Origin of the sequence: Sphingorhabdus sp. YGSMI21, from assembly GCF_002776575.1 — a bacterium.
Taxonomy (GTDB): domain Bacteria; phylum Pseudomonadota; class Alphaproteobacteria; order Sphingomonadales; family Sphingomonadaceae; genus Parasphingorhabdus.
Genome location: NZ_CP022548.1, coordinates 1,443,949 through 1,467,708 on the forward strand (window position 1 = coordinate 1,443,949; position 23,760 = coordinate 1,467,708).

Annotated in this window: 18 protein-coding genes and 3 pseudogenes; 10 read left to right on the forward strand and 11 right to left on the reverse strand. The window is 53.0% G+C overall.

All coding sequences use genetic code 11. The features are described from left to right. Positions 1–5 precede the first annotated feature (5 nt). From CHN51_RS07075 to CHN51_RS20140, 6 genes and pseudogenes are all read left to right on the forward strand, one after another. Entirely contained in the window at positions 6–1,181 is a 1,176-nt protein-coding gene (locus tag CHN51_RS07075) for an aromatic ring-hydroxylating dioxygenase subunit alpha (protein WP_100093395.1), read from the forward strand. Then, positions 1,178–1,675 carry an aromatic-ring-hydroxylating dioxygenase subunit beta gene (locus CHN51_RS07080; RefSeq protein ID WP_240616894.1) on the forward strand — a complete coding sequence of 166 codons (498 nt, stop codon included), beginning with the start codon at positions 1,178–1,180 and terminating at the stop codon, positions 1,673–1,675. Before CHN51_RS07075 ends, CHN51_RS07080 begins: the two co-directional genes overlap by 4 nt. Positions 1,676–2,240: 565 nt before the next feature. Further along, positions 2,241–3,164, forward strand: a complete 924-nt coding sequence (locus CHN51_RS07090; protein ID WP_100093396.1) for a fatty acid desaturase — start codon at positions 2,241–2,243, stop codon at positions 3,162–3,164. Between the two features lie 176 nt (positions 3,165–3,340). Further along, positions 3,341–4,467, forward strand: a pseudogene (locus tag CHN51_RS07095) (IS3 family transposase). Between the two features lie 226 nt (positions 4,468–4,693). After that, positions 4,694–4,855, forward strand: a pseudogene (locus CHN51_RS07105) (transposase domain-containing protein); the annotation flags it as partial. Next, a pseudogene (locus tag CHN51_RS20140) lies at positions 4,852–5,328 on the forward strand (plasmid pRiA4b ORF-3 family protein). The pseudogenes CHN51_RS07105 and CHN51_RS20140, both read left to right, overlap by 4 nt. A 169-nt stretch (positions 5,329–5,497) precedes the next feature. Here the strand turns inward: CHN51_RS20140 and CHN51_RS07115 are convergent. From CHN51_RS07115 to CHN51_RS07125, 3 genes are all read right to left on the reverse strand, one after another. After that, positions 5,498–6,898 carry an IS4 family transposase gene (locus tag CHN51_RS07115; protein ID WP_100093398.1) on the reverse strand — a complete coding sequence of 467 codons (1,401 nt, stop codon included), beginning with the start codon at positions 6,896–6,898 and terminating at the stop codon, positions 5,498–5,500. A gap of 323 nt (positions 6,899–7,221) precedes the next feature. Beyond that, positions 7,222–10,329, reverse strand: coding sequence for an efflux RND transporter permease subunit (locus CHN51_RS07120; RefSeq protein ID WP_100093399.1), 3,108 nt, complete (start codon positions 10,327–10,329; stop codon positions 7,222–7,224). Between the two features lie 4 nt (positions 10,330–10,333). Then, complete coding sequence (locus tag CHN51_RS07125) at positions 10,334–11,413, reverse strand: efflux RND transporter periplasmic adaptor subunit (protein WP_164089020.1); 1,080 nt, start codon at positions 11,411–11,413, stop codon at positions 10,334–10,336. Positions 11,414–11,502: 89 nt separating this feature from the next. Between CHN51_RS07125 and CHN51_RS07130 the strand changes: the two genes are divergently transcribed. Then, positions 11,503–12,543: an IS110 family transposase gene (locus CHN51_RS07130; RefSeq protein WP_100092283.1), complete on the forward strand. Its 1,041-nt coding sequence runs from the start codon at positions 11,503–11,505 to the stop codon at positions 12,541–12,543. 263 nt (positions 12,544–12,806) lie between these two features. On the opposite strand, the gene CHN51_RS07140 is transcribed toward CHN51_RS07130, so the two are convergent. Both CHN51_RS07140 and CHN51_RS07145 read right to left on the reverse strand, forming a co-directional pair. After that, the gene (locus CHN51_RS07140; RefSeq protein ID WP_100093402.1) at positions 12,807–13,208 is read right to left on the reverse strand and encodes a hotdog fold thioesterase; all 402 of its coding nucleotides are present in this window, start codon (positions 13,206–13,208) and stop codon (positions 12,807–12,809) included. Beyond that, complete coding sequence (locus CHN51_RS07145) at positions 13,205–14,089, reverse strand: alpha/beta hydrolase (protein ID WP_100093403.1); 885 nt, start codon at positions 14,087–14,089, stop codon at positions 13,205–13,207. The genes CHN51_RS07140 and CHN51_RS07145 overlap by 4 nt, the downstream gene beginning before the upstream one ends. A 73-nt stretch (positions 14,090–14,162) precedes the next feature. Between CHN51_RS07145 and CHN51_RS07150 the strand changes: the two genes are divergently transcribed. Next, entirely contained in the window at positions 14,163–14,660 is a 498-nt protein-coding gene (locus tag CHN51_RS07150) for a MarR family transcriptional regulator (RefSeq protein ID WP_240616895.1), read from the forward strand. 150 nt (positions 14,661–14,810) lie between these two features. Here CHN51_RS07150 and CHN51_RS07155 read toward each other — a convergent pair whose 3' ends face one another. Further along, a complete protein-coding gene (locus CHN51_RS07155) occupies positions 14,811–15,653 on the reverse strand; it encodes an acyl-CoA thioesterase domain-containing protein (protein ID WP_123906267.1) in 843 nt (280 codons plus the stop codon). 280 nt (positions 15,654–15,933) lie between these two features. Beyond that, a complete protein-coding gene (locus CHN51_RS07160) occupies positions 15,934–18,207 on the reverse strand; it encodes a TonB-dependent receptor (protein ID WP_240616896.1) in 2,274 nt (757 codons plus the stop codon). Between CHN51_RS07160 and CHN51_RS07165 the strand changes: the two genes are divergently transcribed. Both CHN51_RS07165 and CHN51_RS19515 read left to right on the forward strand, forming a co-directional pair. Then, positions 18,207–19,118, forward strand: coding sequence for an IS1595 family transposase (locus tag CHN51_RS07165; protein ID WP_100093407.1), 912 nt, complete (start codon positions 18,207–18,209; stop codon positions 19,116–19,118). The two genes, CHN51_RS07160 and CHN51_RS07165, sit on opposite strands and share 1 nt — an antisense overlap. Positions 19,119–19,410: 292 nt before the next feature. Beyond that, positions 19,411–19,884, forward strand: a complete 474-nt coding sequence (locus CHN51_RS19515) for a hypothetical protein (RefSeq protein WP_123906268.1) — start codon at positions 19,411–19,413, stop codon at positions 19,882–19,884. 72 nt (positions 19,885–19,956) lie between these two features. On the opposite strand, the gene CHN51_RS07175 is transcribed toward CHN51_RS19515, so the two are convergent. The 4 genes from CHN51_RS07175 to CHN51_RS07190 are packed head-to-tail and all read right to left on the reverse strand — an operon-like array spanning position 19,957 to position 23,665. Further along, the gene (locus tag CHN51_RS07175; protein ID WP_100093409.1) at positions 19,957–20,418 is read right to left on the reverse strand and encodes a Plug domain-containing protein; all 462 of its coding nucleotides are present in this window, start codon (positions 20,416–20,418) and stop codon (positions 19,957–19,959) included. Positions 20,419–20,447: 29 nt separating this feature from the next. Then, positions 20,448–22,058, reverse strand: coding sequence for a GMC family oxidoreductase N-terminal domain-containing protein (locus tag CHN51_RS07180; RefSeq protein ID WP_100093410.1), 1,611 nt, complete (start codon positions 22,056–22,058; stop codon positions 20,448–20,450). 10 nt (positions 22,059–22,068) lie between these two features. Continuing rightward, entirely contained in the window at positions 22,069–22,392 is a 324-nt protein-coding gene (locus tag CHN51_RS07185; protein ID WP_089132075.1) for a 2Fe-2S iron-sulfur cluster-binding protein, read from the reverse strand. Positions 22,393–22,408: 16 nt separating this feature from the next. Further along, positions 22,409–23,665 carry a cytochrome P450 gene (locus CHN51_RS07190; protein WP_240616898.1) on the reverse strand — a complete coding sequence of 419 codons (1,257 nt, stop codon included), beginning with the start codon at positions 23,663–23,665 and terminating at the stop codon, positions 22,409–22,411. Between the last annotated feature and the right edge of the window lie 95 nt (positions 23,666–23,760).

Below are 23,760 nucleotides of genomic sequence, written 5' to 3' on the forward strand. Positions count from 1 at the left end.
AGCGGATGACGGAAATAAAGCTATCCTGGCCAAAGAATTATAATGAAATTCCTAAAGAAGCCTTCGTTCGCGAGGACATTTATGCGGAAGAGGTCAAACGCATTTTTCACGGTACGGAATGGCACCCGGTCGCCCATGAAAGCGAATTGCCCAACCCGGGTGATTTCAAGACCTACCGCTTGGCCGGCGTACCGTTGCTTATCGGGCGCGACGTTGAAGGCGTGGTGCGGGTGTTCTACAACGCCTGCTCGCACCGAGGCAATCAACTCGAGACGGCGGTTATGGGCAACAAGACGGAATTCGAATGTCCATACCACCGCTGGTTGTTCGATTCCAAGGGAGACCTCGTCGGTTGTCCCAACCCACGGGAATTTCTGCCCGGCTTCAACAAGGCCGATTATCCGCTCGCCCAGCCTCGATTCGACATTTTTTTTGGCCTGATCTTCGTGACGCTTTCGGCGCAAACCGAGTCGCTGCTTGAATACCTAGGTGACTCGCAGAATTGCCTGCGCGAGTTGCTTGCGGGCGACGGGCGGCTCAAGCTGCTCGGCTACCAGAAGGTTCGTTATGATTCGAACTGGAAGTCGTACACCGATAACGATGGCTATCATGCGCCGCTGTTGCATCAGGCGTTCAAGATGCTCAACTGGCAAGGCGGCAAAGGTCGCCAGTTTGCGGTAACAAAACGCGGCCACATCTGTTTCGAATCGGCACTTTCTGTGGCAACCGGGCCTTCCGTGCTCAAGGACAAGTCGCTGATCGAGTTCAAGGGGCAGGATCCTGCGGTCGGATCCCGGATCGTCTCGCTCTTTCCCACCTTTGTTTCAACGAAACATCTTGATGTCATCAATTTGCGCTTCGCCACACCGATCGATGCAGCGACAGTCGAGGTTCACTACGCCTATTTCGCGCATCAGGATGACGACGAGGAGATGGTTCGCCACCGCTTGCGGCAAAGTTCCAATCTGCTGGGCCCGTGCGGTCTGATAAGCATGGAAGATGCCTCGATCTTCCATCGCATCCACATCGGAAATCACACACCAGGGTCGGCCATCTTCCAGAAGGGAGTGCATGACCCTTTGAAGCTGGAATCGGAATTTCTTCAGAATGACGAGAGCGGCAATCTGCCACGCTGGGAATATTACCGTTCGGTCATGGGGTTCGAAAGGGCGACAGTATGATGAAGACAGATACATCACTCGAAGCGGCGCTAAACGCCTTGCTGCTGGCCGATGCTCACGCGCTCGACAGCAAGGATATGCCGGGGTGGCTTGCTAACTACGCGGACGAGGAGGCTGCCGCCTACTACTGCCGTTCGGCGGAAAATTCGGAGCACGGACTCGCCCTTGGCTTCATGTACGACGACTGCCGCGCCAGGCTCGAGGATCGCGTCACCTTCGTGAACGACATCTGGGCGGGCACCTTTCAGGATTATCGTACCCGCCATTTCGTCCAACTCACCAGTTATGATCGCGTTGATGCAACCGCTTTGGAAATGCGATCCAACTTTTCGGTGTTCATGACGCCTAAAGACAGCGGGATCACCCAGGTGTTGGCGGCGGGGCAGTATCTCGATAGTGTGCGGCAAGGGAAGAATGGCGAACTGAAGCTGTTATCGCGGCGGGCTGAGCTCGATACCTCCGTACTTCCACGATATCTGGTCTATCCGATTTGACCAATTGATCAGCTGAAGCGACAGATATTGTCCGTCAAAGCGGTAATTAGCGAAAGATTAATCAGCAATGGTCATCGACGCCCATGCGCACCTTGTCGCACCCTCGGCCCTCTATGCGCATAGAAGCAACCCGTTGGTCTCAGGGGGCAGTATGGCAGCAGCTATCGTGCTCAAGTGCCCGATCGACTGCTGGAAAAAAGCGTGAACCAGAAGGTCAAGAAAGGACGAGGTGGGTACTGACCTGCAGGTGCTTTCTCCCCGTCTTTCTTGACCTTGCACGGCTCCGCCCGGTGGAGCGACATCATCGACTGGGCCTGCGACACAACTGACATGATTGCCCGGACGGTTTGCTTGATCTCAGATCGGCGACCAACAGGGGGATAATGGTCTTGGGGCGGACAACGGGCTGCCTGACTGCCATGGAATTGTGGGATAAGAGTTGTATAATATACAACATATGTTTATAATCGGTGCGATTGCGCGATGGGCAAGTGGAAAGCATAACTTGAAATGCTAAACCGAGTTGGCTGAATCCATGGGTAAATTAAGATTTGGGAGATGTGGAATGGTTGCGAGTGTTTTTCCAAAAAACCAGGAAGAGTATTTCGAGCAGTTGCGGCGCCCCCCCCTGCTGGCGCTGCCGACGACCTTGCTTTTCGTCGCCTCGATGGGCAGTATAGGCGGTGTCTGGTATCTGGCACTGACGGGGCAGATACCTATCTGGCTCGGCACCATCGCCAACGGTTTGATCACCTATTTACTGTTCAGCGTGATACACGACGCGGCCCATTATTCCCTGTCAAGAGTCAAATGGCTGAATGAGACGATCGGGGCGATCGGGCTCTTTTTCCTGTTCCCCTATGCGCCGATGGTGCTTTTGCGGTGGGTGCACAACAAGCACCACAGCTATGCCAATGGCCCACTCGACCCTGACCGTTTCGAACACGAATCGCCATGGTGGCAGGTACCGTTCCGCTGGATGTTTTTTGACGGTGCCTATATCCATTACTTTATCAAACGTGGCCAGAACGTTCGCAAGAAGCACGGCAGGGAACTCGTCGGTTTCTACGCAGCTTTGCTCGCCCTTTTCGTGGGGGCCATCTATTTTGGATTCGGCTTCGAGCTGTTCATGTTGTGGTTCCTGCCCTCGCGGATCACGCTGTTCCTGATCGCAGTAGTCTTCGTGATCCTGCCGCACTACCCGGCGATGGTCGCCCAGGATGAAGAACCATATATGGCCACGACGATGCGCTATGGATGGGAATGGCTGCTGACACCGGTGCTTGTCTATCAGAACTACCATCTCATCCATCATCTCTATCCGGAAATTCCCTTTTACAGGATGCACAAGGCCTATTTCATCAAGTTCGATGAGATCAACCGCCAGGACATCAGCCGGCAGACCGCCTTCGGGCTCAAGCCAGAAAACATGGCGTCCCATCTGGCCTACCGCCAGTCGAGAGACTCGGCGGTGAACCCGGCCGAATAATATCTGGCCCAAGTCGGTGGCAATGGCGATGACGTGATCTGGTGGATGGGTGCACAGGTCGAGACTTGCGACGACTGCGCGGATATCCTCTCCGTTTATAAACTGGCTCATTGGACTTGTAACGGTTTTGCGCCGGTCACTTGAGAGTTAAACACTCATACAAGGAGACCGACGAGATGAAGAAACATACAGAAGATTTCAAGCGCGAGGCCGTTCGGATTGCGGTGAGTAGCGGGTTGTCGCGGCGGCGTGTTGCTGCTGACTTGGGCGTTGGATTGTCGACGCTGGGCAAGTGGGTGTCGCAATATCGGCCAACGGATCCGGTGGCCACGCCGCAGGCCGATCTGGCCCGTGAGAATGAACGACTACGCCTTGAGAACCGTATCCTCAAGGAGGAGAGGGAGATATTAAAAAAGGCTACCCAGTTCTTCGCGAGCCAACGCCCGTGAGGTTCGCATTTGTGCACAGCTGGCGTCATGTTTGGCCAGTGGAGATGCTGTCCGCGTGATGCAGGTATCGACGCGCGGTTACCGATCCTGGCACGCGCGACCGACAAGTCGACGGTCGCGTGGTGACATGAAAGTGCTGGCGCACATCCGCGAGCAATATGGCCTCAGCCTTGGCAGCTACGGTCGTCCTCGCATGACGATGGAGCTCAAAGAGGCAGGCCTTGATGTTGGCGAGCGGCGTGTAGGCCGGTTAATGCGTGTCAATGGCATCCGGCCTGTTCGCACGCGCAAGCACAAGGTGACCACCAACAGTAATCAAAGCCTGGGTGTCGCTGCAAACTGGCTGGACGGCGATTTTGTTGCCGCTGCTCCTAACCAAAAAATGGGCAGGCGACATCACCTATATATGGACTGCCGAGGGCTGGCTCTATCTCGCTGTCATTCTCGATCTCTACAGCCGCCGTGTTGTGGGCTGGGCGGTCAGCGACAGAATGAAGAAGGATCTGGCAATCAGGGCGCTCGATATGGCGGTAAACCAGCGGCAACCCGCCGAAGGCTGCATCTTCCATTCTGATCGTGGCAGCCAATATTGTGCCTATGATTATCAGAAGAGGTTGCAGGCCTACGGCCTGCGGCCATCGATGAGTGGCAAAGGAAATTGTTACGACAATGCTTCTGTCGAGACGTTCTTCAAATCGCTGAAAGCCGAGATGATCTGGCTGCAAAAGTGGCAAACAAGGCGGCAAGCCGAAGCTGCCATCTTCCAATACATCAACGGGTTCTACAACACCCGCCGCCGTCACTCATATCTGGGTGGCATCAGCCCGCTGGCGTTCGAAGCAAAGGTGATATAATGAGATCAGTGACCGGCGCAAAACCGTTACAAGTCCACTTGCCAAACTCAAACCGTATGAACGCCAGAGAGCAAAACGATTCCAGCCCAATGACCGGCTGCTCGAGTTCCTGAACGCGCTCTGATGTCTCAAAATATGCCGAGCGCCGTTGAAGCGCAGTTTCGCTTGCAAGGTAGGCATGGAATTGCGGCTTTTGGCGCTCGGCATAGTTCGCCTTCCGGCATAAACGTGCAAGCTCAATGGCATCGAACCGCAAGCCTATATCGCCGATGTGATCGAGAAAATCGGCAGCGATTGGCCCGCCTCGCGCTGGGACGAACTCATGCCGTGGAACTGTGCAGCTGGAGTGGCGCCAGTCAGCCCCATTGCAGTTAGAAGGGCGGCATGACCGAGACTATCGCCCGCCTGCACATCGCGCTTGCCGATACCGACCCCTCGATCTGGCGGCGGGTCGAAGTTCCAGTCGATGCCAACCTCAAGATGCTCCACGATGTCATCCAGAGCGCGATGGGCTGGCTCGATTATCACCTCTGGGAGTTGGAAGTGGGAGATAAACGATACGGGCTGCCCGATCCGGACTGACCTGACGACGCGCTGTCTGCGGCCAAAAACACCAGGCTCAACACCCTGATCGACCGGGGCGTTTGCCAGATCCTCTATACCTACGACATGGGCGACAACTGGGAGCATATCGTCACGCTCGAAGCGCTCGAGGATAGCGAAGCCGGCACCAAATATCCGCGCTATGTCGAGGGCGAGCATCGCGCCCCGCCCGAGGACTGCGGCGGCACGCCCGGCTTTGAGGTATTCCTCGACGCCGTCACCGATCCCAGTCACTCCGAGCACGAGGATGTCACCTAATGGCACCAGGACTGCTATGGGGAACCTTTCGATCCCGACGAAATCGACGAACGCGACGCAAAACTCAGGATAGGCACCATCGCCAAACGCCGCGCCGCCGGCAAAGCTGCTCAGACCAAAAAATCACGCTGACAAGGCGGTGTCCTCGCCCTTTCAATTACCCACAAGTTCAACGGATGAGGTTGGCGCCAATTTTGAGGTCCATGAGGCGGGACCACCCTCGCCAGATTACGATGTTGCCCGGGGGCGGATCATGAGCTCGAGCGAGATAACCGCCGAGCCGTGCAATCTGGGTTACGTAATCGGCGAGGGTTCTGCCCATAAGCGCTTTCTTTCGGGAAGCCACGAGGCCTTCAATCAGGGCGATTTCAACGTCGGTGAGCACGAGCCTGGGTGATGCGGCAGGCGCGGCGCGGTTGATCATGGTCACCCAGAACAGTCGCCAGGACAGGATGCAGAATATCGCAATCAGATTGGCAAGGCGTTCGGCGGTTCGGAGCCGAGCATCCTCGGCCCGACAACCGGATTTGAGTATCTTGTGGAAAAGCTCGATCTTCCAACGCTGAGCATACCAGTCGAGCTTTTCAATCGCTTCGGCTGGCGTTGTAACCGGCAGATCAGTGATAAGCCGCCAGTCGATAGGGGGCCGACCTTCAGGTGCTCCACATTCACGGGCATGCAGGACGGTCAGGCTCAGGGACGGATAGCGTTTTTGCTTGCGGATCGGTGGCAACACCTGGATGCGCCGATAGCGTAGCTCGATGTCGGCATGATCGTCCTTGTTGATGGTGACCCGGTGCATTCCCTGGACAGCGACCTCGCTCATTTCGTCGGCGATGGTGTGACCACCGTCACCGGCCAGACGATCGACACAGGTGCGGACCAGAAAATGCGTGCCGGCCGACTGCGCCTCGCAGAAAAATTCGTAAATGTCGTTCTCGCGGTCGCCGATATGGACCAGCCGCCCCGGCTTGCCCAACAGGGCCGTCGACTGACGCATATTCTCGAGCCAGCGGTAGCTCTCCTTCTCTTCAATCGGCACCCGGGTGGGATTGATCCGGCGCTTCAGTGCGTTGGTGCCCTTGAACCTGTTGTGGGTCCAGAATTTTGCCGCCGTCAGCCCAAGCGGCAATCCTTCGGGCGTGACCGCAAGGCTGGAATGCATGAGCAGCCCGCAGACCGTATGAAGCCGCAGCCGACCATTTTCATCGCGTCGGCTGGGAGCCAGGCCAATAGCGCCAATCCGTTTGGGATCGCGCCGTTGATAGGAAAATTCAGTGGTGTCCTGTAAAATCAGGATAAACCCGTCAAGCGCAGCAACGCGCGCCTGGGTCGCCTGGAAATGACCAGCGAGGATATTGCCTTCGTTCACCGCGTTATTCGACAAAAAGCGGTAGGCCGCCTTGGTATTCGCCCAGTCCTGACAGGCCATCGGGATCGGCGCGCCAATCGCTGCTGCCATCTGCGCAAGCATCGTATGCAGCCGCTCGCCCAGTCGCTTGTCGCGAAATGCGACGATATCAACTTCACCATCAGCCCATTTGGCTGCATCAAAACCGGAATCTTTCACTGCGCACCCCGCCAACTATTTCAGGTGCCAGAGAATGAATCATGCCCGATTCCAGGCGAGCAACGATCATGCGATGAACGGAATCACGCCAACGACGACTTGTGGGTAATTGAAAGGTCCTCGCCACGCTTACTCCATATCAACGTCGCCTTTATAGCTTAGCAGCTGGCAAAATTCCTGCTGGTCAGAGCGGTGAGTTTTTCCCGTCAGGGGTTTGATTGGCTTAGATTGACCGATTGAGGAGCGTTAATCGGGATATGGATCACCTGAGTCGCAGCGGCATCTGCAAAAGGTTGCGTTGATAACGTGATGAGACAATTTGACTAAGCGCGGCGCGCTCTCCAGAATTGTCCCGATAGCTTTGCGCGAACGCGAATTTTTAGGCGCGCATAGTCATCGGGCAAGACATAAGCAGCAGGCACGACCAACAGAGTCAAAAAGGTCGAGGTAGTCAAGCCGCCTATAATGATAAAGCCCATAGCATTGCGCCATTCGGCTCCATCGGACTGAGCAAAAGCAACCGGCATCATGCCGAAAATTGCAGCCAGGGCCGTCATCAACACCGGCCGGAGCCGCTCGGGTGCCGCCTTTTGCATTGCATCACCTGCGCTCATACCGCCTGTCCGATATTCATTTGCAAGATCAACAAGAAGAATCCCGTTTTTCATCACGATCCCCATCAGGGCAATCATTCCGATTTGGGCGAACATACTCAATTCCTGATTGGAAAGCCAAAGTGCAATAAACGCCCCGGAAAAAGAAAGGGGAGCCGTAAGCATGATCAGGACAGGTTGTCCGAAGCTGTTAAATTGGCTGGCGAGGACAATGTATAGGGCCACAAAGGCAAGCGCGAAGGCCAGCAATATGGCAGAGGTTGTGTCTGCCAGTGTCCGCGCCATACCCTCCATTTTGGTGGACATTCCTTCAGGTGGGCGATGCTTGGCCAAAATCTTATCAACCTGAGCTACAGCGACGCTCAATGCTACGCCGGGCGGCGTGTTTGCCTTGACTGTGATTTGCCTCGCTCGGTCCACGCGATCAATCTGAGCTGGGCTGTCGGCAACTTCAATATCTGCCACCGCCGCTAGGTCGACCAAACTCCCGTTACCTGCCCGAACCGGAAGTCTGGCGATGTCATTTAACTTTTGCCGTTTATCTTCATCCGCTCGCACTCTAACGTCATAGCGTCTGCCGTCGGCTTCAAATGTTCCCGCATCACTCCCGCCAATTAAAGTTCGCGATGCTGCTGCGACGTCCCGTGCCGTCACCCCTAAATCTGCGGCCCGATTGCGGTCTAACCTGATCTGCAATTCCGGCCTGCCGCCTTCGTAGGTAGATGCAACATCCACCAATTCCGGGATATTGCGCATTTCCTCAGCGATGATGTTCGCGTAATCGTTGATGCTCGTCAGGTCAGACCCGGAAATTATAAGCTCTATCTGAGCCGATCCCACGCCGGCCCCGGACACCCATGGAACTTCCACGGCGGAAATATCCTTGGCCTCGGGTAGCGCCTTTGCAAGAATTTCGCGTGCCTGGTCCATGATGGCACCCTGTTTGACTGATCGACCCTGCTTGGGTGTGAGATCAACATAAAAGTCCAGCAAATTGGTTTTTTGATTTGTTCCTGCCCCTATGGTTACGAAAACATATTCTACATCTTCAATATTGCGTAGCGCTTCGTCGGCTCGTAGCGACGCCTCTTTAGCTGTCGCAATCCCAGTTCCCAGCGGAAGTTCAACACTTGCAAGAAACTCTGATCTGTCCGTGAGGGGCATGAACGTGGCGGGCACCATTGCTGCGAAAAGACCGCCGATTAAAAGACTTATGATCGCTCCCAAAAAAACGAGATATCGTCTTTTGATAGACCAACCTACAAGCTTTTCGTAACGCTTCCGCATGGTCTCGTGGAAGGTTTCAATTTTACCCAGCCAGCCTGCTTTTTCTTTCTCCGATTTCAGGAACCGCGATGCAAGCATCGGCGACAGGGTAAGCGCCACCAGCAATGAGACGCTGACCGAAAATACAATCGCCAAGCCATATTGAAAGAAGAAGCGGCCAACGATCCCTTCCATGAAGGCAATCGGCACAAACACTGCCAATGTGGCAAATGTCCCAGCAAGCACCGCCAATGCGACCCGCTTGGTTGCTTTTGGTGCCGCCTCCATTGGATCAACGCCATCATCGACATCGCTTTGCACAGCTTCAACAACGACGATAGCGTCATCAACAAGCAATCCAATTGCCACCGTCAACGCCAATAATGTCATGAAATTAAGTGTAAAATCGAACGCAGCAAAGGCAGCGAACGTTGCAATAACGGAAGTCGGAATGGCCAGCATAACAATAAAAGTTGCCCGCCAGCTGAGCAGAAAAAAGAATGTGACAAAAACAACCAATACCACTGCGATCATCAGATCAAACAGCACGTCACCAATGGCCGATTCGATGAAACGCGCTGTTTCTCTGGTGACAACAATTTCAACCCCGCTCGGCAGCTGGTCCTTGATCTGCTCGATTTCCGCTTTGATTGCTCTGGTCATTGCAACGGTATTGCTTCCAGATTGCTTGCGAACCTCAAGCACAACCCCGGGGCGACCATTTAATTGGGCATAGCTGGTTTCATCCTCGACCGAGTCTTCCACGCGACCGATATCGCGGACCCGTGTGACCTGTCCGTTGGGCCGATAAGCTACCGCGAGATTACCAAATTCCGAGGCTGTATTGGCTTCCGCCAATGTTCTGGTTCCATATTGCTTGCTGCGACCATCAATCTCAAGACGGCCGCCCGGCAACTCGGCATTTTCGTTTCTCAAGGCGGCAACGACATTATCCGTGCTAATAGCGCTTGCTCGCATTTTTGCCGGATCAAGCCAGACCCGCATTTCTCTTTCCCGCCCACCTACAATTGAGATAGAACCTACACCGCGAATACGCTGAAGCCTCTCTTTAACGACCTCATCTGCAAAGACCGTGAGTTCTCGGACCGGCGCATCTCCTGCTATCAAGAGCGACAGTATCGGCGCCGCGTCCGGATCAAGCTTTTCGACAATAGGCGCGTCCGATTCTTCCGGCAAATTGCTTAATATGCTGGCCACCCGGTCCCTGACATCCTGAGCCTTCACATCGGCCTCTTCCGACAACTCAAACTCCAACACCACCTGACTGACACCTTCGGCGCTGACTGAGCGCATTTGCCGAATGCCCGAAACGCTGTTGACCTCTTCCTCGATAACGTCGGTTATTTCAGTCTCAATCGTATCTGGAGACGCACCAGGCAAAGTCGTTGTTACCGAAACATAAGGAAATTCGATTTTGGGGAACAGATCAACACCTAATCTCCCAAAGCTCAACAGGCCCAGAACGACTAGCGAAGCAATCACCATCGTCGCAAAAACGGGACGCCGGATCGAGACATCAGAAATCCACATCAGCTTACCGTGCAGGCTTTCTTTGCTTGCGCTCTACTTTTTGCCCATCGCGCAAAGTGGATGGTGGGTTTTGGATGATTTTTTCGCCGGCCCGGACGCCTTGTGTGACCTTGACCCGTTCGAAATCTATGCTTTCGACCTTTACATTCCTTCGGCGTGCGATGCCTTTCTCAAACAGGAATATATATGGAGCCGCGCTATCACCTTTAACAGCCGATCTTGGAAGAATGATTGCAGATTCTGGCGGCGTCTCGATTAGCGCCCGCACACCAAGTCCGCTACTGATCCGATAGTTCGGGTTTCTTATCGGCAATCGCAATTCGACTGTTCGGGATTCCGGGTCAACCCGGTCATTGATGATGAACACAAAGCTGTCGAAAGGCTCATCAAAGCCATCAATATAAACTTTTGCCTTCTGGTTGAGCTTGAAATCATCAACCCGGGCCTGCGGAGCACTGACGATTGCTGCCACTATTTCTAATTCCTGTAGTTGCAAGGCTGCAGATTGTTCACCCATCGAAAAGCGATTGTTGAGATAGGACCCCTCGTCGACCAATCTGGCTGTAACGACGCCGTTATATGGAGCGCGGGCAACAGTATCGCGCAGCGCTTGTTTGGCCGTGGCCAGTAGCGATTGCGATTGCGATACCTGCGCTTTCGCGACGACCAGGTCTGTTTCAACCCTTTCGACCTGTGCTTTCGATACAAAGCCTCGCGGGGCAAGCGCAATTACGCGGTCATATTGGCGCTGGGCCTGAATAGCCTGTGCTTCCGTCAGGCGTAGCGCCGCTGATGCTTCCGCAACCCGTCTTTTATAATCTGCTTGTCTGATCTGGAACAGCGCTTGGCCCTTCTTCACCCGGTCACCGACCGTCACAAACATGGTCTCCAGCGGTCCTTCGACGAGAGCGCCAATTGCACTGCTTTGCTTGGCCGCAATCGTGCCAAAAACTTCTACGGGTTCGGCCAAGGGTTCCAGTTTCGTCGTTAAAATGTCCACTTCGAGTGGTATGTTCTTTCGAATGCCGTCTACATCGACATTTTCCGTATCCTCGATTGCACAGCCCGAAACCAAGCCCAGCATGACTAAAGCCAAGATGATTATGATTATGGAATGGCCCGCCTCAAACGAAGCTGTCATTATGGGCTGAGGTACAAAATGAGGAGATTGTCATGAACAACACTAACATTGCTGTTTTGGGCGTGGATCTAGGCAAGAACATTTGCAGCCTCGCCGGTTTCGATATCAGCGGACAGTTAATATTCCGCAAGCGCATGCGGCCCGATACGATTCCAAAATTTACAGAGCGACTCTCAACATGCATCGTTGCAATGGAGGCCTGTTGCGGTGCTCATCATCTGGGCCGTTTAATTGCCCGGCAAGGACACGAGATCCGACTGATGTCGCCGGAATACGTGCGGCCATATGTTAAAGCTCAGAAGAACGATGAACGCGATGCCGAAGCTATTGCTGAAGCTGCTTCGCGCCCGACAATGCGCTTTGTTGAACTTAAGAGCGCCGAACAGCTCGACATGCAGACGCTGCACCGTTCGCGTTCACGGCTTGTGGGTACACGCACGATGCTAATAAATCAGATGCGAGCCATTCTGTTAGAGCGGGGGCTCAGATTTCCGCAAGGCAGGCGCAAGCTTGAGCTGGCGATTGATGCGATGCTGGGCGAACCGGCTACCGGCATCAGTCAAAGAATATTCGAACTAATAGCGGATATGCGAGATGAATGGAGAGAACTCGATGGCCGTATTGCCATTCTGGACCGTGAGTTTGCTCAATGTGTCCGGTCAGATCCGGATACTCAGCGCCTGACTTCTGTTCCGGGTATCGGACCGTTGACAGCAACAGCACTGGTTGCAGCGATTGGCAATGCCAGTTCTTTTACGCGTGCCCGTGATCTTAGCGCATGGCTTGGCCTCGTTCCAAAACAACGAACCACCGGCGGCAAGCCTAAGCTTCTGGGCATAAGCAGGCGGGGTAACATCTATTTGCGAACACTGTTTATCCACGGTGCGCGAGCTGCTTTACCGTGGCTGGCGAAAAGCGAGACCCAATTGGGCTTTTGGTTGCGCGGGCTGCTTGCCCGGTCTCACCGCAACACTGCAGTTGTAGCGCTTGCCAACAAACTGGTGCGTATCGCGTGGGCAACCTTGCGTCACCAAGAAGCATATCGGAATGCGCCCGCCAAATCTGTGGCATAAATATCAAGGAGTTACAATCTATCGAGAGATACGCTTTTGCGAGTGGAAAGTGAGATGGCCGAACGGTTGATCGGCGGACCGGACACCTGGTTAAAAAAATGGCTCTTCGAAGCCGACATGCTTATGAGGACCGGGCCGCGCGAATATCCATCTTGGCGACGATCAGATGATCGATATGCCGCATACGTTTACGCAGACCGTGCGATTGCTATCAAAAAATCTACTATTGCAAAGAGGCGGGCCATACGTTTTTTGACGACCATTTACGTGCCCAAATAGGTCCCGCGACCGCTAGCCACCAAGCGATCATCATCGTCGATAATGCGCGTGTCTGCGGTACTTATGGTTTTTCCAAGCTTCACGACCTGCCCAATTGCACGAAGCGGGCCGTTGGTGGCTGCGCGATGATAATCTACCCTCAGATCCACGGTCGCCCTGGCGACACCTCCTGCTGCAATAATCGCATAAAGCCCGGTTAAATCGATCAGAGATGCCAGTATGCCGCCGTGCGCCGCTCCAATCAACGGATTAGATACAAGTTCGTCCCGCCACGGCATTTCCAGTTCCAAACAATCGCTGTCTTGGCGAACGATTTTCAGACCTAACCAGCGATGGAAAGGCGCAATCTGTATCGCGTCAGCTAGATTTTCCGGATTGTGTTTCATGCTGCAGCACCGCGCTTGTGGGTCGCATTCAAGAAAGAGAGGATCGCCGAGCAAAATGCATCGTTGCGGTCACCGGCGACCATATGGCCGGCATCTGCAATGTCTGTGAAATGCGCGCTGGGAACCAGCGTTTGGAAATGAGCTACGGCCTCTTCAGAGACCATGTCGCTGGAACCTCCGCGTATGAGATGAACCGGCAGTGTCAATTTCGCGGCCGCCGCACTCAATCTGTCGAAGCCATTGTCTTTTGCCTCGGTAGCGTCGTCACGAGCATGCGTCACATGGTGAATAAAATTGGGGTCCCAATGCCAATAATATCGCCCGTCCTCCCGCTTGCGCAAATATCGATCAAGCTTGCCTGTGCCGGTGCGTTTCTTTCGTTGTGGCATATATTCGGCGATAATTTCTGCAGCTTCTTCAGGGGAGGAAAATCCGTCTGTCATATGGGCCTGCATGAACCCCACCACTCTTGACACTCCGACGGCTTCCATCTTTGGCGCAATATCAACCAAGGTGAGTGACTTAAAGCTTGCGGGGGCCAATTCCCCGGCTGCAATCATACCCGCTATTCCGCCCAGTGATGCTCCGACCATCGCTGGGGGGTTATCGAGTTGATTGGAAATAGCGATCAGATCGCGAGCAAAATCGCGCATATCGTAGGCGCCATCTGGTGCCCATTCACTGTCCCCATGACCACGCATATCGATAGCCGTCGCGCGGTAGCCAGCATTGGCGAGTTCATCCAGCACCTTTGCCCAGGCATGACGGGTTTGCCCGCCGCCATGCGCAAGCATTACCGGAAAGCCGGTTTTTGGCCCAGTCGTGCTTGCCTTAATCTTCAAGCCATTGTGGCCCGTAAAGGTGCTCTCTTCATGATCCATACCGATTTTATAGACTGTATATGGACAGACAGTAAAGGGCTTTATATTATATTAAATTTACGATATGGTCACTATGATGACAACCGAAACAGCTACAATGAGTGCCAACGCGCAAGACGGGTTCCTCAATGAGACCGATGAGTTTGCGTTTTTGCTGGAGGAAGTGCCCCGAGTTCTGCGCAAGGCATTTGATGAATCGATTGCTCAGTTCGGCCTGTCCCGCACACAGTGGAGAACATTGGCCTATCTGATCAAGACCGAGGGCATGACACAAACCGAGTTGGCAGCCTGCCTTGAACTTGAACGGGCTACTATCGGATTGACGATTGATCATCTGGAAAAACTGGATTTTGTCGAACGTCGGGCGGCAGAAAGTGACCGGCGTGTCTGGCGGATATTCCTGCGTCCAAAGGCAATCGATATTATTCCGGAACTCCGGAAAGAAGCTGACGCCGTTTATAAGAAAATGTTCAAAGGCATATCCAGCGCAAACATAGCCATCATACGAACCGCGCTGGAAAAAATGGTTGGGAATCTAAGGGTGTTGAACCCATCAGATCCCGAAATTTAACTGGTTCTGATCCCTCTCTCCTGTTGGATCAGTATGGGCAAGTGGCGGGGGCCGCTTGCCCTTTTTTTACTGTCCAGGTCAATTAATTTCATAATTATCGGACGGTGAAATATACCGTTGATACCTGCCGGGGCACCAATCAAATATGCGCTAGCGCACAAAAGTTGCTATGGCTGTGGCGAGCGGTTTCTCTGGTTTATGGAAACAGGTGGCGCGGACAAAGCTCGCGGCCTTGCCTTCACGTTCAAAACAGCTGTTCGTGAATAGATCGCGCGAACCAATGGCTGGACGCACATAACGAATGTCGATCGACTCTAGCTGTTGGCCGATCGAACTTTCACCACCTGCAACACGGCCTTGGCATGCAGCCATCAGCGCCGCAGCAACCGCGCCCCCATGGACAATATTTCCGCTCTCCCAGCCCAAAACAGCCCGGTTTCCTGCTACAATTTGTGGCGAGTCTGGAGCGCCCGATAATCCCAAACTGGTGGTCATCGGTCCGGGCATTGCTTGAGCATCGAAATCACCGACCAAATTATAGTCGGCCGGAGCGCCCCCCGGAAAGCTCCCCAAACGAAACAGTCCTGTTGCTGTTCCGATGATATCTTTGGACGAGTTTGTTACGCTACCTGTTGCAGTGGCCGATGTTTTTCCAACCATCACCGCTTCGGCCGTCAGCGTCAACTCATCCCCCATTGAAGATCCTGATGAAAGTCCGATCCGCAAATCAAAAGTTGAAATTCCGATTTCTGTACCAATCAAACCTTGCAACGATTCGGACAATCCTTGGTCGATAAAACCCATGAGCGCCAGCGGATCAAGGTTTGGATTTCCCGGTGCTTTGGCAATCCGCCTATTGGCTTTCATTCGACTGATCGAACGCCCGCTGCTGCTTTCCAGCAATTCCATTCCGAGCGTCAATTGGTAAGGGGTTACAAGTCGAACCCGCATTTTCTCACCCGTCTGTTCATCTGGCTTAGATTGCGCAGTCATCCAATTATCTTCCAATAAGGTATGGTAAACAAGACATACTCAAAATTCCTTAGCCAGGCATAAGCTGCAAACAAAGGACTCCGTTCGCCGGAGAGGCGAAAAATTATGTCCGCAAAAACCCGAATGGTGCAAGGTAATCATGATTTTGAAGGATAAGGTCCAATGATTGCATTTACAATCCTGACCAACATCCCCTTTGTCATTTGGTCATGTTAATAGGAGGTGGCCGCGGTGCCGGTTCGGCTTGCCGAAAGTTTCGCAGCGTTGCTCATGCCACCCATCAGAATTTCACCGTTGCTTCGATGCCATATGTGCGCGGTGTTCCCCGGTTAAGATAATCGAGTCCGAAGATGTCTATGTTCAACCCGTAGCTATAATATACCTTGTTGGTCAGGTTCTTGGCCCACAGGCTCGCTGAAAAATTATCCTTCTGAAATGTCAACCGGCTATTGACGAGCCAGTAGCCAGGGTTTCCGCATGTGATCGCCGGACCTGCCGGACGAACACTACCAGGTGCACCTGGGCGATCACACGGCGTTTGGCCGTAGTCGCCAAACGGATCGAAGAAATATTTCCCCGTATACGCAGCATCGCCGCGCAGACTTAGTTTGCCTGCATCAGTGTCAAAAACGTCCCAATCGAACCCTGCAGAAAACGTTTCGCGCGGAGCGTTGGGGAACGGATTTCCATTGACATTGCGGGTCGGGCTTCGAGGATCGGTAGGATCGACAACATTTCCTTGATATTTACTGCGCAACAAGCTGACCGATGCGTCAAAGCGCAGATTATCGGTAGCTATGATTGCGAGTTCCGCCTCACCGCCATAGAGTTTGCCATCGGCGCTGCGAACAAACGTCGTCGCTCCAATCACCTGAGTGACCTGATGGTTGCTGTAGTCGTAGTAAAAACCGGCTAGATTAAGCTGGACGCGCCGATCAAACAGGAGCGTTTTCAGACCGCCTTCATATGCGTTTATCTGCTCCGGTTCAACATAATAGACCTGATCGGTTCCCTGATACGCTAACCCATTAAAACTGCCGCTGCGATATCCTCGGCTGAAATTGACATATCCCAACACATCGTCGGTGAAATCATAACTGACATTGATCCGCCCCGTGACTCGGCTTTCTTTTTCGCGTTGCTCAAGCGGAGGTTGGTTTGGGTTGAAGGGGAAGGTATAGGGAATCGTACTTGCTCGCTCGGTTCCCCCCAAATCAACCAGCACTGTTCGCCCGTTGAGGTAGTTCACTTTGTCTTTGGTGTAACGCAAGCCGACACTGACCGTCAGTTCGTTGGTCACATCATAACTGGCATCAGCATAAATGGCAGCGGAAGGACGTTCGACGGTGAAATTCTGTTCACCGGTTATTGGTCCAAATGGGGGTGCGCCAGCTGCCCGACACGCAGCAGAAAGGGCTCCACCGAAGCCGCCGCCAGCCGAATTATCAATCTGGATATCGGTTTGGAGGGCAACAAGGGATCTCGCATCAAGGAACCCGTTGGGATTCCCGGTTGCAACCGGTGCACAGCTCGATGCAAGAGTGGGGTCAAGGGCTGGATTGACCAAAAATGCCGGGACAATCGCAGCAGCCTGAGGTGCTGAAACAGGTGCGTTAAAGAACGAGTCGCCAATGCCGAAACTGCGCAACACTGGATCCAGAACACCAAAGAAATCGATCCCGTTCCGCGTTTTGATTTTATCTACACCATAATAAAGTCCAGCGATCAGATTGAAACGGTCGTCCTTGTAAGCAAAGCGCAGATCCTGATTGAAATTTTTGCTCGTTGAATTGAAACGGATCGCGCAAACATCATTCGGTGAACCGTCACAGTCAAACGGAGAAATGCTGTAATTCCCAGTATCATAACCGGTAATCGATGTAACCGAGAGGCTGTCACTAATCTCGTAGGCGACGTTTAGCGCCAGACCCTTCGACAGAGTGTAGTAGTTTCCGCCCGTATCGGCAGATACCTCGTCGCGGTTTAGCGCGCGCCCCCCGTTCTGGGCGGGATCGAAACGTGAATAACCCAAAACATCACGGCCCTCTGCATATTGACCGAACGCATACGGGTTGGGTGCAACCGGATTATCCCGGGAGATATATCCCTTCAAGTTGATATCCAGTGTATCAGTTGGCTTGAAACGGACCGACAGGCGGCCAGCAATCGAATTTGTCGTGCCGGTATCGCGGTTCTGAACGGGATTGAATTGCCAGCCATCGCCCTTGGCAAAGGTTCCCGCAAAGCGGATACCAAGCACATCAGGAACCAGAGTTGTTTCTATCGCACCTTGGATTGTCTTTGTGTCGTAATTACCGTAGCCAACCGAAAGCGTTCCAGTTGTATCAACAAGTTCGGGTTTGTTTGAAAAAAAGCTGATGGCACCGCCGGTTGTGTTCCGCCCATAAAGCGTTCCTTGCGGCCCACGCAACACCTCAACGCGTTCCAGATCGTAAAGCTGCTGACCGTGGCTGGCACGGAAGCTCTGGCAAATATATACTTTACTTAGCAGGTCAATCTTGATATAAGGCTGTATCACAAGGAAAACAGCCAATGACGAACCTAACAGACCCCATTTTTCACAACGAAAAAGCAGCCGAGAAACATATCGAAGTATCGCGCTGGAACGGAGAGCCTTTTTGCGCTCACTGTGGTTCAACCAACGTCACCCGTATGAAGGGCAAAACGCAGCGCGGAATGTTCCAGTGCAACGATTGCCGCGACAAGTTCACAGTCCGCACCGGCACCGTCATGGAACGCTCCCATGTTCCCCTTCATAAATGGCTTCTGGCCATGCACCTGCTGGCATCCAGCAAGAAAGGCATTTCAGCCAGCCAGATCGCCCGCAACATCGGTGTGACCTATAAAACCGCCTGGTTCCTTTGCCACCGCATCCGCGAAGCAATGGACGGTGCCAACGGTAATGGCCCTCTAGGCGGTCCTAACCGCGTTGTGGAAGCCGATGAAACCTTTGTAGGCGGCAAGGCCAAGAACCGTGCGCACCGCAAGCCTCGCGACAAGCAGCCCGTTGTCGCACTGGTTGACCGTGAAGGCCATGTTCGCAGCTTCCATGTTGCCAACGTCAATGCAAAAGACCTTCGCAACCTTATCGTTACCAATGTTCACCGCGACAGCCACCTTATGACTGACGAAGCAACCGTATATACCCGCGTAGGACGCGAATTTGCCGGTCACAGTGTAGTCAATCACTCCGCTAAGAAATATGTCACCACGGGCGGCTTCAAGCACTCCAACACCGCTGAAAACTTCTTTTCTATCTTCAAACGCGGCGTGATCGGTGTCTACCACCATATGAGCGAAGCGCACCTTGGCCGTTATACCAAGGAATTCGATTTCCGTTACAACACCCGCGACATTACAGACGGTGAGCGCGCCGCCGTTGCCCTTAAGGGCATCGAAGGCAAGCGTCTGACCTATCGGCGGACTGACAAACTCGCCGCCTAAATGGACGGTTGAAATTCGCCAGATCGGCGAGAAGCGTAAACGCTATTTTGATTGAGACTCTTTACCCTTTGTCTTGCTAGACTTGTGGGGCTTTGGCGGAGTCGAAAGTAGCTTTTGCAACGTGGCCTCGCGCCGCGCCTCTGTCTCCGCTTCGGAGTATGTTTCATCTTTTTCTTGCCGAGTATTCAAAATGACCTCCATATCGCCCCTAACCAGCCCTGTATATGAGATACCCCTCTCAGACGAACAACTTATAATTTTAGGAAGGGTTGCTGTTGTTTGGGGGCATATTGTGTTCAAACTTGACGAACTTCTCCGCGATCTAATGAGCCTAAACACGGTGGATGATTTAGCGACCTACTCAACAAAAAATTTAAAAGCCAAGTTAGCAGATTTATGGCGAGAAATCTCGAAGCCTGAAAATGCAGGAAACAGAAGCCAGTTAATTGAAATACATCACTCTATCAGCGCCCTTTCGTCTGACAGAAACATCTGCTTTCATGGCTTGTGGGGCTACACATGGTGTCCCGCCTCAGAATCTTGGAAGGAAATCAGCCAGGGCTATGCCCGAGAAGAACCTTTCTTTTCTGATTCCTTAACTGAATTACACAACAAAATGATATTATCATCTAAGCTTCTGGCTGATGCGAAATGGCGCAAAGAGGTAGGTAACGATCCTCCAGAGACGAGAAATCGACGACAAATTTGGGGGCACCGCCCGCCGATTGAATCCGACCCCCATCCGCCTGAAAGAAAGATTCGATAATCTTAATTACAGCCTCGCCCACTGAATACGCTGGCGTATTAAATTTATAAAACGCGCCAATACCCGCCTCAATCATAGCGTCCGTAATCTCAATTTTAGCGCCGGCCTGTCCAGACATCTATGAATCCGATTCTCTGCTAAGTAAAGTATATAATTGCCGAAGCTCTGGTAAACTTCGTCAACATACACACCGACAGGCGAAGCGGTTGAAGCATTAAATTCATTAGCCACTGAAACGCCGCGCAGTGCGAAGTTCGGTTGGGTGCGGCCATAAGGCGTGGTGATCTGAAGACTTGGTACAAATCCTTGCAAATCTGATGTTTCATCTACGCCGCGAGATTCCAGTTCCTTTGCCGTCAATGCGGACACAGCGACGGGAACATCTTGAAGCGCTTGTGACCGCTTTTGCGCAGTCACAACAATTACCTCAAAACCACTGGTATCTTGTTCTTTGGTTTGGGCCAAGGCAGTTCCCGATAGAGCTATTTGCAATACAAATAACGCGCAACCTCCAGCCAAATATGTTTTGTTCATGTTCTTCCTCCCTATTTTTCGGACTTTTTTTATTTTTGGTTTTCCAGAATAAACTCTGCAGCGCGCTCGGCGATCATCGCAACCGGGGCATTGGTGTTGCCGGATATTAGATTGGGCATAACGGAGGCATCGGCGATCCAGATATTTTGAATGCCGCGAACCTTTAATTTTTCGTCACACACAGCGGTTTCATCATTCCCCATCCGGCATGTCCCAACCGGGTGATAGACTGTGTCTGCGCGCGCCTTTATCGCATCAATGAGTTCTGAATCTCCGCTCATGCCCTTTGTAAAAAGCTCAGTGCCGCGAATGGACTTAAGCGCGTCTGATTCCATAATATCGCGCACCAGCTTGAAGCCGGACAACAGGGTTTTAATATCACCATCTGTCGCGAGAAAATTTGGATCGATGACAGGAGCGGCAAAAGGGTCGGCCGAACCGAGTGTCACGGAACCCCTGCTCTCGGGTCGCAGCACGCAAACATGGCAGCTCATCCCTCCGCCCAAATGGATCTTGCGAGAATGATCATCAATAATGCCGTGGACGAAGTGCATCTGGACATCTGGTCGATTGCCACGACCTTTGGTGGATAGAAAAGCACCGCCTTCCGCCGCGTTGCTGGTAAGCGGACCACGACCATTACGGATATAGTCGGGAATCGACGCACCAATACGCGCGACACCGCCAGGGCTGACAGCAAATAAATCAGGACTTTTGGCGCGATATACCGTGACATGATCAGGATGGTCCTGAAGATTCTGGCCAATTTCCGGTATGTTAAACCGGACGGGTATAGAATGGCGTCGCAGTTCGGACTCCGGCCCAACGCCCGATACCATCAGAAGGTGCGGCGTGCCGAACGCACCGCTCGTCAGCACAACGCCGGCATCAGCGCCAAGTGTCATAGACCGTTTGTTGCAAAGCACCTCCAGGCCCGTCGCTCGTTCACCATCCAATACAATGCGAAGCGCCTTTGTTCGTGTCATCACCGTAAGGTTCGGTCGATCAAGGATTGGTCGCAGATACCCGCGCGCTACACTCCAACGCCGGCCATCCTTTTGGTTTACCTGATAACGCCCAACGCCTTCTTGTTCGGCTCCGTTAAAATCGTTTGTTGTTTTGTGTTGTTGTTCCGCTGCAGCCTCGATGAAGAGATCGGTAACGGGGTTGGGTGAACGGTGATCTGCTACGTTAAGCGGTCCCGACACGCCGTGATATTGATCTTCACCGCGTTCATTGCATTCCGACATCTTGAAATAAGGCAGCACATCATCATAGGACCAGCCCGGCGCACTGTCCGCCGCCCAAGCGTCATAATCCTCGGCCTGGCCGCGGATATAGCACATCGCATTGATCGAGCTTGATCCACCAAGCACACGGCCACGCGGCTGATAACCTTTTCGGCCATTGAGTCCCGGCTGCGGAACAGTTTGATAGCCGTAATTATTGATTTTGGTCGGCAACATGGCAGCCATGCCGAGCGGCACGTTGACCAGCATCTGATCGTCATCTCCGCCAGCTTCAATCAAGCAGACCTGTATCGCCGGGTTCGCTGAAAGACGGTTAGCCACTACGCATCCGCCTGAACCTGCCCCAACGATTATATAGTCGAAATTATTTTTCCGGCTGGCCCCGGTCATTGAACGGAAATCAATGCTGCGCGAGAGGCAAGCGAACGATCAGTCCGTCAAGCTCTTCCGTAATCGATATTTGGCAGGCCAGACGGCTATATTCATCGGCTCCTTCCACAAATTCGAGCATATCGCTCTCACTGCCGTCCGAAGCGTGACCGGTTTTTTCAATCCACGCCGCGTCGATATGAACATGGCAGGTGCCGCAAGCTGCACATCCGCCGCAATCGCCATCGATGCCCGGGACTCCGTTGTCTCGGGCTGCCTCCATGACTGATGAATTGGCATTTACATTGACAAGATGGTCGTCACCTTGAGCGGTAATAAACTTTACTAATGGCATTGGTATTCCTTCACTCTTATCGCGCGTGAACGCGGACCATCATTTTGGTGTAACCTCGGACAAAATTCGACTGAACACGTTCGGGCTCACCGATCACTTCAATGCGGTCGAAGCGATTGAGTATTTCCTCCCACAAAATTCGCAGTTGCATTTCGGCAAGCCGATTACCAACGCATCGGTGGATGCCGAACCCGAAGGATAAATGCTGGCGAGGGTTCGGGCGGTCGATGATAAATGAGTCAGGCCGATCAATGACTTCATCATCACGATTTCCCGAAAAATACCACATGACGACTTTGTCACCTTTGCGGATGGTTTTACCGCCAACAACCGAATCTTCCTTTGCTGTACGCCGCATGTGCGCCAAGGGTGTCTGCCAGCGGATAATTTCCGGCACCATGCTTTCAATTAGCGCTGGAGAGGCCCTCAATTTGGCCATCTGGTCCGGGTTCTGATGCAGCGCAAGAACCCCACCCGTCATCGAATTTCGCGTTGTGTCATTGCCGCCCACAATCAGCAGCAGCACGTTGCCGAGATATTCTTCCGGTGTCATGTTTCGGGTCGCCGGGGAATGGGCCAACATTGAAATAAGGTCATTGCCTGGATCCTCGTTTACCCGTTCATTCCAAAGCGTCTGGAAATATTGCGCACATTCCATTAATTCATCTTTGCGCTGCGCCCATGAATCAACGACGCCCCCGCCAGGTGCAGCTGTCGTCACATCCGACCAGCGGGTAAGCTTGCGGCGATCTTCAAAAGGAAAATCAAAGAGAGTGGCCAGCATCTGGGTGGTAATTTCGATCGAGACCCGATCAACCCAGTCAAATTCTTCTTCTATTGGCAGGCTATCCAATACGGCCCCGACACGCTCGCGAATGGTGCTTTCCAGAAGAGCAAGGTTACCGGGAGCTACGATGGGGCTGACGGCTTTTCGCTGTTCGTCATGGCGCGGTCGGTCCATCGCAATGAAATTAGGAAGGTCAAGCCCCTCTTCACCACCACCTTTTTGAATATTGTCATCGATGATGATGCCGCCGAAGCCTGCCGACGACGAAAAGATGTCATGGTGGGTATCAACATGCATGATGTCTTTATATTTGGTGATCGACCAATAGGGCCCGTAAGCACTCTCAGCGCAATAGTGGACAGGATCCTCTTCCCGCAGACGTTTAAAATACGTGCCAGCCGAATCGTCCTTGAAAAGTGCTGGTGAGCTTACGTCGATTTTATCAAGTGGTATCGCATACGCAGCTTCAGTGCCGGTTCGTGTCATGCTGGCCATCCTTTCCTGGTGATATATGATTTTTATTGAGTATAGTATCATCTACAAATGAGTATAATGTCAACAAGCAAAATCTGTTGCGATTT